Annotated in this window: 11 protein-coding genes; 10 read left to right on the top strand and 1 reads right to left on the bottom strand. The window is 45.5% G+C overall.

Annotated elements, in window-relative coordinates; all coding sequences use genetic code 11:
* Window positions 1–109: 109 nt before the first annotated feature.
* Window positions 110–2,815 carry an acetate--CoA ligase family protein gene (locus tag KO537_RS07360; protein WP_219234142.1) on the bottom strand — a complete coding sequence of 902 codons (2,706 nt, stop codon included), beginning with the start codon at window positions 2,813–2,815 and terminating at the stop codon, window positions 110–112.
* A gap of 276 nt (window positions 2,816–3,091) precedes the next feature.
* On the opposite strand from KO537_RS07360, the gene KO537_RS07365 reads away from it, so the two are divergent.
* The 10 genes from KO537_RS07365 to KO537_RS07410 are packed head-to-tail and all read left to right on the top strand — an operon-like array spanning window position 3,092 to window position 13,847.
* A complete protein-coding gene (locus tag KO537_RS07365) occupies window positions 3,092–4,234 on the top strand; it encodes a methyl-accepting chemotaxis protein (protein ID WP_219234143.1) in 1,143 nt (380 codons plus the stop codon).
* Window positions 4,235–4,248: 14 nt separating this feature from the next.
* Window positions 4,249–4,533 (top strand): STAS domain-containing protein, encoded by a 285-nt coding sequence (locus KO537_RS07370; RefSeq protein WP_028759900.1) that lies wholly within the window; start codon window positions 4,249–4,251, stop codon window positions 4,531–4,533.
* An 8-nt stretch (window positions 4,534–4,541) separates the two neighbouring features.
* On the top strand, window positions 4,542–6,275 hold the full coding sequence (locus tag KO537_RS07375) for a SpoIIE family protein phosphatase (RefSeq protein WP_219234144.1): 1,734 nt from the start codon (window positions 4,542–4,544) through the stop codon (window positions 6,273–6,275).
* A gap of 3 nt (window positions 6,276–6,278) precedes the next feature.
* A complete protein-coding gene (locus KO537_RS07380; protein ID WP_028759902.1) occupies window positions 6,279–6,644 on the top strand; it encodes a response regulator in 366 nt (121 codons plus the stop codon).
* Between the two features lie 17 nt (window positions 6,645–6,661).
* The gene (locus KO537_RS07385) at window positions 6,662–8,815 is read left to right on the top strand and encodes a chemotaxis protein CheA (RefSeq protein WP_219234145.1); all 2,154 of its coding nucleotides are present in this window, start codon (window positions 6,662–6,664) and stop codon (window positions 8,813–8,815) included.
* A 10-nt stretch (window positions 8,816–8,825) separates the two neighbouring features.
* A complete protein-coding gene (locus KO537_RS07390) occupies window positions 8,826–9,338 on the top strand; it encodes a chemotaxis protein CheW (RefSeq protein WP_049821692.1) in 513 nt (170 codons plus the stop codon).
* 5 nt (window positions 9,339–9,343) lie between these two features.
* Window positions 9,344–11,341, top strand: coding sequence for a methyl-accepting chemotaxis protein (locus KO537_RS07395; protein ID WP_028759905.1), 1,998 nt, complete (start codon window positions 9,344–9,346; stop codon window positions 11,339–11,341).
* Window positions 11,342–12,187: a CheR family methyltransferase gene (locus tag KO537_RS07400; protein WP_219234146.1), complete on the top strand. Its 846-nt coding sequence runs from the start codon at window positions 11,342–11,344 to the stop codon at window positions 12,185–12,187.
* Entirely contained in the window at window positions 12,174–12,794 is a 621-nt protein-coding gene (gene cheD, locus KO537_RS07405; RefSeq protein ID WP_219234147.1) for a chemoreceptor glutamine deamidase CheD, read from the top strand. The genes KO537_RS07400 and cheD overlap by 14 nt, the downstream gene beginning before the upstream one ends.
* 3 nt (window positions 12,795–12,797) lie before the next feature.
* Window positions 12,798–13,847 carry a chemotaxis response regulator protein-glutamate methylesterase gene (locus tag KO537_RS07410; protein WP_168827113.1) on the top strand — a complete coding sequence of 350 codons (1,050 nt, stop codon included), beginning with the start codon at window positions 12,798–12,800 and terminating at the stop codon, window positions 13,845–13,847.
* The last annotated feature ends 92 nt before the right edge of the window (window positions 13,848–13,939 follow it).

The following is a 13,939-nucleotide window of genomic DNA, read 5'->3' on the forward strand; positions in this document are numbered from 1 at the left end:
TTTCAAGGTGTTAAGTATTAGCTCGGTCGCTATTTCGTTAAATAATCATTTACTTAGGATAACAAAACGCCGCAATGATTTGCGGCGTTTTTGTTTGTCTGGGTAGGTGCTATTGATCACTGGGCGGTTTTAAATCCATGTGCATTTTGATCAAATGTTCCTCCATATCGAAGGTCACTTTAAAACCGAGACTCTTGGCAAGACTGGCCATATTGCGATTCTCAAACATGGTAAAGCCGGTGAGCACGGGCGTGTCGTTGGCCTGATAATACTTGATCAATTTTTCGAGTAACAACTTACCTAACCCTATACCTTGATGATCGCCACGCACCGCCATGGCAAACTCGGCCTCGGTATTATCAGGGTCAATAGATGCACGCACGGCACCTAAGGTGATGTCATCGCCATCGGGTCCCTTAGCCGTGGCGATAAAGGCCATCTCACGGGCGTAATCGATTTGAGTTAATACCGCCATTTCTTCATGGGTCATTTTCGAGCGCACCCCAAAATAACGTTTGTATCTGTCTTCATCGGATAACGAATTATCGAAGGCCAAATGTTTAGGCTCATCTTCGGGCAAAATCGGCCTTAGCATTACCTTAAGGCCATTTTTAAGCTCGGCGAATTCTTCTAATTCCTTCGGATAGGGCATGATGGCCATCCGCGATGAACTGTCGGCATTGCCATCATGCAAACGGATATTCACATCGAGCAGAGTGATGTTTTCACCCGCGGCCAGTACTGGGTTTAAATCTAACGAGGCGATTTCAGGACAATCGATAATAATGTGGGATATTTGCGTTAACATCACGCACAGGGCATTCATGTCTAGACCCAGTGGTAAATGTCTGTCCTTTAACTTATGGGTCTTTAACGCTTGGATCACCATATAACGCGCCAGTGCCATATTCAGGGGAGGCAGGGCAACGGCAGCATCATTGGTGGGGTCCCATTCTGAGCCACCTTCGCCAAGGCAAATCGCCGGACCAAAGACGGGATCGCTTATCACGGCCACGCGGATTTCCTGCGCGCCAGCGGTCAACGCCATTTTCTGCACTATCATGCCTTCAATAATGGCTTCGGGATTGGCTTGATGCACCCTCTGGGTAATCGCATTCGCGGCGTGGCGGATATCTTCAGCCGAGGTTAAATTGAGCATCACTCCGTGCACATCGGACTTATGCAAGATGTTAGGGGATTGCACTTTTAACGCTAAGGGATAGCCCGCTTCATTCGCAATGGCCACCGCTTCATCGGCATCTTTCACAAACCAAGTGTCTATGGTGTTAAGCCCATAAGCCCGCAAAATAGGGCTGGCCTCATGGGTTTCCAGTACCGATTTTCCTTTAGCTTGAGCCGCTTGCAGTAATTTGCGCGCCGTGAGGCTATCTGTCGGAATATTATCGGGGATCGATTGCGGCACTTCTTGCAGCAGTTTTTGGTTACGACGGTATTCAACCATGTGCATAAAGGCACCCACAGCACCTTCGGGTGTACGGTAGGTTGATATACCGCCCTTAGTGAAGCGTTTTCGTGCCTGATAAGCCGAGTCTTCACCGCTCCAGTTCGTCAAAATATTGAGGCGATTCTTTTTGGGATGCGCGTGGATCACACTCACCAAAGCATCAGCTATCTCAACACTTTCACCGAGTGCTGAAGGGGAGTGCAAGACCAAAATAGCGTCAAGTTCATTGGAATCCATCAAGATAGTCAAAGCTTTAGCATATCGTGATGCGTTCGCATCACCAATGATATCGATGGGGTTTTGCCTTGACCAAGTATTAGGTAACACGGCTTCTAATTTGGCTATGGTGTCTTCTGATAACTCCGCCAGTTTACCGCCGCGCATAATGAGTTCATCTACCGCTAATACGGCAGGACCGCCACCATTACTGATAATCCCTAAGCGCTCACCTTGCAGCGGATTGGAATGCGCTAAACTTTCAACCGCGGCAAACAGTTCAATTAAATCGTTAACCCGCAACATACCTGCACGGCGAAACGCCGCTTCATACACTGCATCGTTACCGCCAACACCGCCCGTATGCAATTTTGCGGCGCGGGCACCTTCGGCGCTGCGGCCCGATTTAATCACTAGAATTGGTTTATTGCGTGAAGCGGCTCGAGCGGCCGAGAGGAAATGGCGCTTCTCATTCACTGAGTCGATATAAAGCATGATGGCGCTGGTGCGGCTATCGCGGCCAAGGTAATCGAGCAGTTCGTCAAAGTTAATGTCGGTGGCATCACCGAGGGAGATAAAGGAGGAAAAGCCAATACCTTTGTTATTGGCCCAATCGAGTACCGTTGTACAAATGGCGGCCGATTGAGACACAAAGGCTATTTTGCCCGGTAGGGCGCTGGCGTGGGCTAAGCTGGCGTTTAATCCCAATGGGGGTAATAGCATTCCTAAGCTATTTGGCCCCAGAATGCGCATCCCATAACGCTTAGCATTTTGCATGGCAAGGTCGAGCAGGCTCACACCATCTTCGTTAAATTCCTGTGCCATTCCCGCTGCCATAATAATGGCCACCTTACAGCCAAATTGCGCAAGGGTTTCAACGATGGCGGGCACACGGCAAGCGCGGGTACAAATAACCGCTAAATCGGGTTTGATGGGTAAGGCTTCAATATTGGGATAGGCGAGCACACCCATCACTGCCCGATACTTAGGGGTGACTGGCATGATAGGCCCCGAAAAACCACTCGATAGTAGGTTTTTCATCAGCACATTACCCGCGCGTTTTTCGGTATTCGAAGCGCCGATAATGGCAACGGAAGTCGGTTTAAATAAGGAGTTTAATGTACGTTGACTCATAAGCGATTCCATCCCAATCCATGACGCTTCCAGTGTAACCTAGGGTATGAGGACTGCACAGTTAAGTTTCAGGTTCCATTAAGACAAGTTTATTAGCAAATCATGAATTTACGCCAATTTACTGAGAATTAGCGCTCAATACTGAGGATTTCTATCGCGATAACTGCATTTTCCGCATTGCGACACGTAACAATGTGAATAATTTCACTTTCGTGTTTGAAAATCACCCAATATGAAACTACTTTTTAATCACTGTACAATTATTGTGAAGTCCATATGACATACAAGGATGGGGTCGTTGCGGTGCTCGCGGCAGGCGTTGGATATTCGCTGAGTTTGATGACATTGTGGGCTATTGGTCCGGTTATTTCTGTATTGATTATGTTGCTGTGGCAATTTTATCAGCACCAGCAAATGCAGTCAGTTCAACAGCATGATGATAAGTCCTTCAATAACCAACTTGCCGCAGATTGGCAAGCCCATATCAATCTGTATCAAGAGTCAATCACGACACTTAACGGCTGCGAGGCTAACATTGACAGTGTGCTAGCGGTGCAAGGTGACGCAGTCAATTTGCTCGGTGAGTCATTCGATGGTTTAGGGCGGTTAATGACGGAGCAGACAGGATTTATTTCAGCGCTTGTCCAAAGCACGGACGATGCTGAGTTATTCCATTCAGATCAAATGAAGCAATTTGCCAATAATACCTCAATGACGTTAGAGCGCTTTATTCAATCCACCATAGAAATGTCGGCATCAACTATGGAGTTGTTGGAAAAAGTGAATCTCATCTACGAGTCTATGCCTCAAGCGATGAAAGCCTTGCAAGACATAGATCAAATCTCGTCCCAGACTAATTTGCTGGCTTTAAATGCGGCAATTGAAGCGGCGCGGGCGGGTGATGCGGGTAGGGGCTTTGCCGTTGTGGCAGATGAAGTGCGCGCTTTATCTACTCGTAGCGCGGGTTTTAGTGAAAGCATACAAAAACAGCTTAAATCAATTCAAATTCAGATTGAACAATTAACCGTACACGTGAGTAAAGTCGCCGCTCAAGATATGACTTATATTATTGATGCAAAAAAGGATATAGATACTGCACTAAGGCAGATTATCGTTAAAGCAGAGAAGGATTCTCAAGTGATTGAACGTATCGATTCATCGGCACATGAACTAGAACAAGCCATCTCGGATACTATTCGGGGATTGCAGTTCAGTGATATTACTTCCCAAAGCCTGATTTACACAAATCAGTCCCTAAACCATTTAAAAGAATCGCTCAATCGCGTCACTACTATGTCACAACAGGAGTTTGGCATTAAGGGGGATGACATCACAATACAAATGAGTCGCCGACGTCAGGAGACTCATAATCCCGTTTCAAGGGATCAAATTACCTGTGGTGAAATTGAACTCTTTTAATTAGGGATAACACAATGTCAAATATTAAAGTTATTTCATTGCCAGAGCGCTTTGACTTTTATTACCACAAGAAATTCACCAGTGATTATCAAGATATTTTAACGCTTCCAGAGGTTAACCATATTATTTTAGATTTTAGTCGAGTGCTTTACCTCGATAGTTCTGCTTTAGGCATGATGGTACTGCTGCATCGTAAGGCGCAGGAGTTACATATTTCTACGTCTGTAAAAGGTGCACATGGTCAGGCGAATGAAATCCTTAGTATTGCCAATATGCAGAAAATCTACATCATAGAGTAACACTCATTATGGTATCTCTTACTCAGCCGGAACATTTTATCTTAGTTATCGATGATGACGCTATTGCGAGTCAAAGGATCAGTGACTTTATTCATAGCAAAGGTTACAACGTTATTGTTTGTAGTGATCTAGAAGAAGGTTTATTTGAAATAACGCAAAATACGGTTGATTTAATTCTGATTAACTATTGGTTAAAGGATGGTACCGCACTGGCGTTACTGGATAAGTTGAATAAGGATAAAAAAGAAACACCTGTTATAGTCATGAGCGAGACAAAAGAAAATCAATCCGTATTAGCCTGTTTTAGAATGGGGGTTTTGGATTTTGTTGTTAAACCGATAAATGTTGAAATATTTTGGTACAAGGTTGAATGTTTACTTACCCGGGTGCAACTTCAGCATAAAGTAGAGCATCAAAGAATTGAACTTGAAAAAATGCTTTATGAAAAGGCCCGAGAAGAACACATGGCCCGGCATTTATTTGAGCACTTAGTCAATATTGATAATACTGACTTTGATTTTGTACATACTTACTGCCAAGCCAGTGCCAATTTTAGCGGTGATATTATCCTCAATGGCATAGCACCTAATGGCAATTTCTTCTTAATTCTCGCCGATTCAACGGGTCATGGTCTTAGTGCAGCCATGCCCATCATGCGTGTTGCCAGTACATTTAGGGCCATGGTTTCAAAGGGATTTTCTTTAGTTACGTTTATTTATGAACTAAATGCTAAGCTCCACCGAGAAAACCCTGAAGACAGATTTGTTGCCTGTATTATTTTAGAAGCCGATTTTAATCGTAATAAATTACACATTTGGAATGGTGGTATGCCCCCCGTGTATATTCAAACGGGGGGAATTGACTGTTTAACAAACCACAATATTAAAGAAACTGACCATTCTAGTTCAGTCAGTAATCAATCCATCGATAAATTTAAATCGACAAATATGGCCCTTGGTATTTTACCTCCGCATACTTTTATAGCGGATATTGTTACGGTTGATTTACCATCCCATGGACATGCTTGCCTTTTTAGTGATGGTTTAATAGAGCAATATACCCATGACGGTAATCCATTTGGCATTGATAAATTAAAAGATCTATTTATTCATTTGTCCGGTGGTCTAGTCAAATATTTAGAGAACAATATGCATGAGTACTGTTCTGCTGAAAATATTGCCGATGACATCACTATTTGTACCTTAGATTTTGAACGATTAAACACTTGGCATCAAGATCGTGATGTTAGTCGTATTAAAGCCATTATGGATGGTGAGTTCTGCTGGGATGTCAGTATTGCAGGGCCTATGTTACTCAGCGCTGATTATTTAAGTTCATTGAATCAGTTTCTCAGCATATTGGGATTTGCGACTAATTTCTGTCAACGGGTTTTTACTGTTGTCGCAGAGTTATTTAGCAACGCCATTGATCATGGTGTACTAAAATTAGATTCTCGACTAAAAAATGATCCAGAAGGCTTCGAACTGTACCATAGTATTAGGGACAGTTTTGCAGATAGGCTCACGGAAAATGATTGGGTAAAAGTGAGCATCATCTGGCGTTCATCGCAGGATGAATTACATATTAGCGTGGCTGACAGTGGCAAAGGCTTTGAGGGTGATGAAAATTTGATGGCGGACATTCCTCAGTTGTCTGGGCGCGGTCTATGGCTGGTGAAAACATTATCTAAGACATACGAATTAGTACCGCCAGGGAATATAACTAAAGTCATAATGGAATAGCGCATGAGTAAAAGAATATTAATTGTTGATGATTCCGCAGCGATTCGACAAATGGTCGAAGCGACCCTTAAATCGGCTAATTATCAAGTGGTACTGGCCAAAGATGGTCGAGAAGCACTCGATATCTGTAATGGGCAGAGATTTGACTTCATTCTGACAGACCAAAACATGCCTCGAATGGATGGGCTGACCTTAATTAAATCCTTACGTGCTATGTCGGCATTTATGCGTACGCCGATCATTATGCTCACCACGGAAGCGGGCGATGACATGAAGGCCCAAGGGAAAGCCGCGGGTGCGACGGGATGGATGGTAAAACCCTTTGATCCTCAAAAGTTGTTGGCTATTACGGCTAAAGTGCTGGGTTAACTGCAACGGGGTGCGCTATGTCCATCAATATGGCCGAGTTCCATCAGGTCTTTTTTGAAGAAAGTCATGAACATCTTGAAAATATGGAACAATTGCTATTGGCATTGGACCTTGCTTCTCCAGATCCTGAAGAACTGAACACCATTTTCCGTGCTGCACATTCTATAAAAGGCGGCAGTGGTATTTTTGGTTTTACCGCATTAACCAGTGTCACCCATGTGATGGAAAACCTGCTGGATAAAACGCGTAAGGGTAACTTCAAATTAACGTCATCTATTATCGATTTACTGCTGAGTACTGTGGACACGTTATCCCATATCTTGAGCTTGTACCGCGAAGAAGAGCAGATTGATTGGCAGGAGGTCGAATACAGTAAAAGCCAGTTGGTTGCAGCGTTAAATGGTGAGCCTTTTAGTTCATCAGTTGCGATACGTAATGGCACAGACGTCGCTAGCACTCCCACCATAAATGCAACACTCACCGCAGCAGTGGCGGCAGAAGATCTGGGTTTTGGATTTTTTGAAGATGAAATGGCACGTGATATTGCCATCGAAGGTGAAGACTTTGGATTTTTTGATGAGGCTTATCAAGCGGAAGACATCAGCGCTGACAGTGTGGCAAATAACAAAGAGTGTATTGCTGAGCTGTGTGATGTGACAATTGACGATGATGAGTTAGGCTTTGGTTTTTTTGAAGCATTAACGCCAGAATCCTTCGCCAATGAAATCGAGTTATTAAGTTCGAAACCGCTAGTGCAGAAGGTTTATAAGCCAGTGACCACTCGAGCACATCAAGCCAAGGAAACTGGAAGTAGCCAATCCAAAAACACTTTATTTAAAGCCAAAGCGACTGAGCCCACCGCACCCATTTCAACCGTGCCCACGAGTCCTTCTGTGAAAGCAAGCTCGCCTGCAATACTGAGTTCAAACGCAACATCAAACTCATCCGTTGCCCCAAAGCCCAATACCACAGAGGTGAAAACAGCGACAAAAAAATCAGCCACGCCAGCCCAAGATGCCACCTTAAGGGTCGAAACCTCCAAAATAGATACCCTGGTCAATCTCGCTGGCGAGCTGGTGATCACTCAGTCCATGTTGACCCTCATTGGTAACGAGATGACGGGCGATTTAGGTGAGCGACTCAAGACTGCGCTCAATGAATTGGAACGTAATACCCGTGAGATGCAAGAGGCAGTGATGTCGGTGCGTATGCTGCCGGTATCCTTTGTGTTTAACCGTTTCAACCGTTTAGTGAGGGACCTTTCTGAGCAACTGGGTAAAAACGTCAATCTCGTGATTGAAGGTGGCAACACAGAAATTGACAAGGGCATGATTGAAAAGCTCGTCGATCCGCTGACCCACTTAGTGCGCAATAGTTTAGATCACGGTATCGAAAAACCTGAAAAACGGCTCGCTGCGGGTAAATCTGAAGTGGGTGTGTTATCCCTTAAAGCCAGTCAAAGGGGCGGCAATATCGTTATCGCTGTGTACGATAACGGCGCAGGCTTAAATCGTGAACGCATTATTCAAAAGGCGCGGGAAAATGGTTTGCAAGTGGCTGATAACAGTAGCGACAAGCAAGTTTGGCAATTGATTTTTGCCGCAGGATTTTCAACTGCGGAGGAAGTCACAGATGTGTCAGGCCGCGGTGTCGGTATGGATGTGGTGCGCCGTAATATTGAAGCCTTAGGTGGACGCATTGATATTGAGTCCACTGAGGGCCAAGGCTCAACCTTTGAAATCCAGTTGCCACTCACGCTCGCCATTGTCGATGGTATGACGGTTTCTGTGGGAAATCAGATCTACATTCTGCCCTTAGTGCACATCATAGAATCTATTCAGCCGCAAACGGAACAACTTAAATTTCTCGCCAAAGAAAGACTCTTAAAAGTACGTGAAGAGTACTTACCTCTGCTCAATCTTTATCAGCTGATGGAAATTGAGCCCAATGCCCGCTGCCCAGAAGAGGGGATAGTCGTATTGCTCGAAAGCAACCACAAGCGCTTTGGCCTGTGCGTTGATGCCTTAGTTGGCCAGCAGCAAGTGGTGATTAAAAGTCTTGAAAAACATTATCGCAGGATCCCCGGTGTTTCCGGCGCCACCATCATGGGCGATGGCAGCGTCGCGTTGATCCTCGATGTCGAATCGCTCGCTCTGCACATTAAAAATTAAGGAAATAGCCATGGAGAGTCGATCAACTATGACCGCCAAAGTGGAATACAACGCCCATGATGAGGTGGAGTTTTTAAGCTTTATGTTAGGCGAAGAGCACTATGCCCTCGATATTATGTCCGTCAAAGAAATTCGCGGTTATGAGTCGGTCACTAAAATCGCCAACGCCCCTAGCTTTATAAAAGGCGTGATTAATTTGCGCGGTGACATAGTGCCCATCGTGGATTTGCGTATGAAATTTGCTGTTGGAACCGCCACTTATAACGAGTTCACTATCGTTATTATGCTCAATGTGTTTGAACGTATAGTCGGCATAGTGGTCGATGCCGTCTCCGATGTGATTAAGCTGTCGGCGGAGGAAATCTTACCTGCCCCAGAATTTGGGGTGGCGTTCGATAGCCGCTACCTCAAAGGCTTAGCCACAGTCGAGGATAAGATGATCATTTTAGTAAATATTCAGGCTCTGATCAGCAGTGATGAGCTGGGTCTAATTGATGCAAATAGTCTGACTGATCAGGAGTAACAATAATGAGTATTTTCAATTTTTTTGGCAATGATGAGGCGCGTGAGCAAAGGGATGAAGAGCGTCAGCGCTATTTTCAGCTACTTGATAACAGTGGCAACAGCTTTATGATAGCTGACAGTCAGCGCAATATTATTTATGCGAATAAAGCCGTCGTCCGTTTACTACAAGAGGCAGAGGACGATATTCGTAAAGAGTTACCTCAGTTCTCGGTTGCCAAACTGATCGGCAGTAATATCGACATTTTCCATAAAAATCCTGCACATCAGCGTAATTTATTAGAGCGTCTAACCCAATCCCATACCGCGCAAATCACCATAGGCAAACGTACTTTTAGGTTGATTTTGACGCCGATTATCACGGCTGAAAATAAGCATTTAGGCACAGGTGTTGAGTGGATAGACCGCACCGAAAGTATCGAAGCCGAGCGAGCAACCCTGCGCATCCTCGAAGCGCTCAATAATACCAGTACCAACGTTATGATAGCCGATGCTAACCGTACGATCATTTATATGAATCGCTCGGTCGAAACTATGTTGCGCCATTCTGAAAGTGAGATCAGACAAGCCTTACCGCATTTTTCCGTGGATAAAATCCTCGGCAGCTCTATGGATATCTTCCACCGCAATCCTGCTCACCAAGCAAGTTTACTCGATAAATTAGACCGTAAATATGAATCGCTTATCAAGGTCGCGAGTTGCCATTTTCGCTTAACCGCCAGCCCCATAGTGTCTAAAGGAGGTGAGCGCTTAGGGACTGTGGTTGAGTGGCTCGACCGCACCATTGAAGTCCAAACCGAGCAGGAAATTTCCCGCATAGTCACAGCCGCAGCTGCGGGTGATTTCTCCCAAAGGGCGGAAACAGATGGCAAGCAAGGTTTCTTTTTAATGCTAGCGAACAATTTAAATTCGTTAATTGAAACCTCGGAACGTGGATTGCAAGATGTGGCGCGGGTGCTGATGGCGCTGGCCGACGGAGATCTCACCACTCGCATTTATAACGACTATGAAGGCACCTTTGATGATTTGAAAAATTACTCAAATCAAACGGCTGAAAAGTTATCCTTCATGATCCAAGATATTCAACGAGCCGCGGATACCATCAATACCGCTTCGGCAGAAATAGCTCAAGGCAACGCTGATTTATCCAGCCGCACCGAAGAACAAGCTTCGAGCCTAGAGCAAACCTCGGCCAGCATGGAGGAACTCACAGGTACAGTGAAACTCAATGCGGATAATGCCAGTCAAGCCAATGCCTTAGCCTCTAAAGCGGCTGAAGTCGCTGTGGACGGTGGTGAGCTTATTCAGCAAGTTGTCCAGACCATGGCATCGATTAATGAATCGGCGCGTAAGATTGCCGACATTATTGGTGTTATCGATGGCATTGCTTTCCAGACCAATATCTTAGCGCTCAATGCTGCGGTTGAAGCGGCGCGGGCGGGCGAACAAGGCCGCGGCTTTGCTGTGGTCGCGTCAGAAGTGCGTAGCTTAGCCCAACGTTCGGCCAATGCAGCTAAAGATATCAAGGCACTGATCTCGGATTCTGTGTCTAAAATCGAGAGTGGCAACAGCCTTGTCGGTAAGTCCGGCGATACCATGAAGGAAATTGTCATTGCCATTAAACGGGTGAACGACATCATGGCGGAAATTGCCTCAGCCTCTAATGAGCAGGCCATCGGTATCGATGAGATCAGCAAAGCCGTAGTGCAAATGGATGAAATGACGCAACAAAATGCGGCATTGGTTGAAGAAGCGGCCGCTGCAGCGGAAAGCATGCAATCCCAAGCGCAGCAACTCTCAGACAGTGTCGCCAGTTTTCGCGTGGACGACGAAGATGAAGCCCCAAGACGCAGCAACGCGAGATTAGCGGCGCCCAAAGCGAAGGCGATGAAACCCATCAAACAGCAGCTTCAACCTATGGCAAAATCAAGGGTGACAGAGAAACCTAAAACCAATGCGATGAAGCCCATGAAGCAAGATCAAGATGAATGGGAAGAATTTTAATTGAGTGAAAACAAACCATTGGAACGAGAGTTTACCTATACCTCGGTGCACTTTAATACCGCGAGGACGACGCTGTACCGCTTAGCGGGGATCAAACTCGCCGATAGCAAGGATGCTATGGTGTATAGCCGTTTAGTGCGGCGGATCAGAACATTGAAATTAGCCGGATTTTCGGCTTATTTTGAGTATCTGCTAAGCCATGAAAACGAACACCAAGAATTTATCAATGCGTTAACCACTAATCAAACAGCATTTTTTCGGGAACCGCATCACTTTGAAGTGTTAAAGCAATATTTAATCGATAACCCTGATACCCGCAGGATCTGGTGTGCGGCCAGTAGCACAGGGGAAGAACCATACTCGATTGCGATTGCTGTCGCTGAACATTTCAACAGTTTTAAAACGCCTATCGAGATCATTGCTTCCGATATCGACAGCGGCGTGCTTAAAAAGGCTGAAATGGGCATTTATCCCTTAGACAGGATCGATACAGTCAGCGATATCCGCAAGAAACGTTTTTTTCACCGCGGACGCGGTTCACAGTTGGGCAATGTGCGCGTTGTGCCCGAATTAAAGCAGATGCTCAAGTTTACCCGCATCAATTTACTCGATTCTTTTTGGCCGCTTAAAATGCCAATCGATGTGATTTTTTGCCGTAATGTAATGATTTATTTCGATAAAGAAACGCAGGAAGTCATATTAAAACACATGATGAACTCCCTTAGCGAGGATGGGCTTTATATTGCGGGACATTCGGAAAATTTTAATATGTTCCCGCAAATCATCACTGCCGTTGGTCAAACAACCTATCGGCCAGTGAAGGGGCTCATGAGTGCTAAAACCTAATATCGAATATGCTATTGCAGAGCCGAATCGCTATCACGATCATCATTTTGGTTGCGATGCGGTAAAAATATTACCCGGCGAGTATTTTGCGACCCGTGAAGATACCATGATAGTGACAGTGTTAGGCTCCTGCGTCTCAGTGTGCTTGTATGATCCTAAGCTCAAAATTGGCGGAATGAATCACTTTTTATTGCCAAGTGACAATAGCAATTGTACTGGGGTGCTCGCCGATTCTGCCCGTTACGGCGTGTATGCCATGGAGTTGTTAATCAACGACTTGCTCAAGCTTGGCGCACAGCGCAACTCACTCGAAGCTAAGGTGTTTGGGGGCGGCAATATGTTACGCAGTTTTACTGTGCACAACATTGGTGAGCGTAATGCTGAGTTTGTGATTGAATACCTCAATCTGGAAAATATCCCTATCGTTGCTGCCGATTTACTCGATGTGTATCCGCGCAAAGTGTATTTTTTTCCCCATACGGGAAAAGTGAAAGTCCGCAAAATTAAATCCATGCATAACAGTACAATTCTTGACAGGGAAAGTGAGTACCGTTTACGGGTTCGTAATTTACCTTCGGGCGGCGACGTTGAACTATTTGGTGATTAAGTTATGACGATCAAAGTGTTAGTTGTTGACGATTCTGCGCTGATGCGCAGCTTGCTCGGTAAAATGATTGAGGCTGACTCTGAACTGTCTCTGGTTGGGCTCGCTGCCGATGCCTATGAGGCCAAGGATCTGGTGAATCAATTTCGCCCCGATGTGATTACCTTAGACATTGAAATGCCCAAAGTAGACGGTTTAACATTTTTGGACCGCTTGATGAAAGCCAGACCCACTGCGGTGGTGATGATTTCATCGTTAACCGAGCAGGGCGCTGATGCGACATTTAACGCCTTGGCCTTAGGCGCGGTGGATTTTATCCCTAAACCGAAATTAGACTCGCCCCAAGGTATCCATGATTATCAGGATTTGATTTTAGATAAGATCAAATCTGCCGCGAAAGCCAAAATCATCAAACCGCAGAAATTTGTTGAGCCAGTACGCCCTGTTTCAAGTAAGCGACCAGTATTGGCCAATACAACCCTGACTCAGCATTTAGTCGCGATAGGCGCATCTACTGGCGGTACTGAAGCCATTCTTTATGTATTACAACATTTACCCGCGGCTATGCCGCCGATAGTGATCACCCAACATATGCCAGCGGGGTTTACCCGAACTTTTGCGGAACGTTTAAACCGACAGTCACGGATCACTGTCAAAGAAGCCGAGCATGGGGAACGACTCTTACCCAGTTATGCCTATGTTGCACCTGGGGATCATCACCTTGAGATCATCAAAGTGGGTGGTAGTTATAAAGTCAAATTAACCCAAGATGAAAAGGTCAGTGGCCACAGACCTTCGGTCGATGTGATGTTTACGGCCTTGGCCCAATGTGCCGCGCCCAATATGAGCGCGATGATTTTAACTGGTATGGGCAAAGATGGCGCCGAAGGCATGGTGGCGCTACACCAAAAAGGCGTCACTACATTTGCCCAAGATGAACAAAGTTGTGTGGTATTTGGCATGCCACGAGAAGCAATAAAGTGCCGTGCAGTAGATTATGTGGTGGAGTTATCGCAGATGCCGAGCAAGCTCATTAACCATTTAAGCTCACTGTGACCGCCCACGCTGAGTGGGATTAAAAAGTAACGAATAGAGCGTGAGTCTCGCAGGAAGAGCATTACGCCGAACTGATTTGTGCGCTGCAGTGG

Source organism: Shewanella sp. NKUCC01_JLK, assembly GCF_019345615.1.
Classification (GTDB): Bacteria; Pseudomonadota; Gammaproteobacteria; order Enterobacterales; family Shewanellaceae; genus Shewanella; species Shewanella oncorhynchi.

Excerpts from the sequence above, each read along its gene's own strand:
- KO537_RS07410 (WP_168827113.1), top strand. The coding sequence starts at position 12,798 with ATGACGATCAAAGTGTTAGTTGTTGACGATTCTGCGCTGATGCGCAGC.
- KO537_RS07360 (WP_219234142.1), bottom strand. The coding sequence starts at position 2,815 with ATGAGTCAACGTACATTAAACTCCTTATTTAAACCGACTTCCGTTGCC.
- KO537_RS07380 (WP_028759902.1), top strand. The coding sequence starts at position 6,279 with ATGAGTAAAAGAATATTAATTGTTGATGATTCCGCAGCGATTCGACAA.
- KO537_RS07395 (WP_028759905.1), top strand. The coding sequence starts at position 9,344 with ATGAGTATTTTCAATTTTTTTGGCAATGATGAGGCGCGTGAGCAAAGG.
- KO537_RS07365 (WP_219234143.1), top strand. The coding sequence starts at position 3,092 with ATGACATACAAGGATGGGGTCGTTGCGGTGCTCGCGGCAGGCGTTGGA.
- KO537_RS07385 (WP_219234145.1), top strand. The coding sequence starts at position 6,662 with ATGTCCATCAATATGGCCGAGTTCCATCAGGTCTTTTTTGAAGAAAGT.
- KO537_RS07375 (WP_219234144.1), top strand. The coding sequence starts at position 4,542 with ATGGTATCTCTTACTCAGCCGGAACATTTTATCTTAGTTATCGATGAT.
- KO537_RS07390 (WP_049821692.1), top strand. The coding sequence starts at position 8,826 with ATGGAGAGTCGATCAACTATGACCGCCAAAGTGGAATACAACGCCCAT.
- KO537_RS07370 (WP_028759900.1), top strand. The coding sequence starts at position 4,249 with ATGTCAAATATTAAAGTTATTTCATTGCCAGAGCGCTTTGACTTTTAT.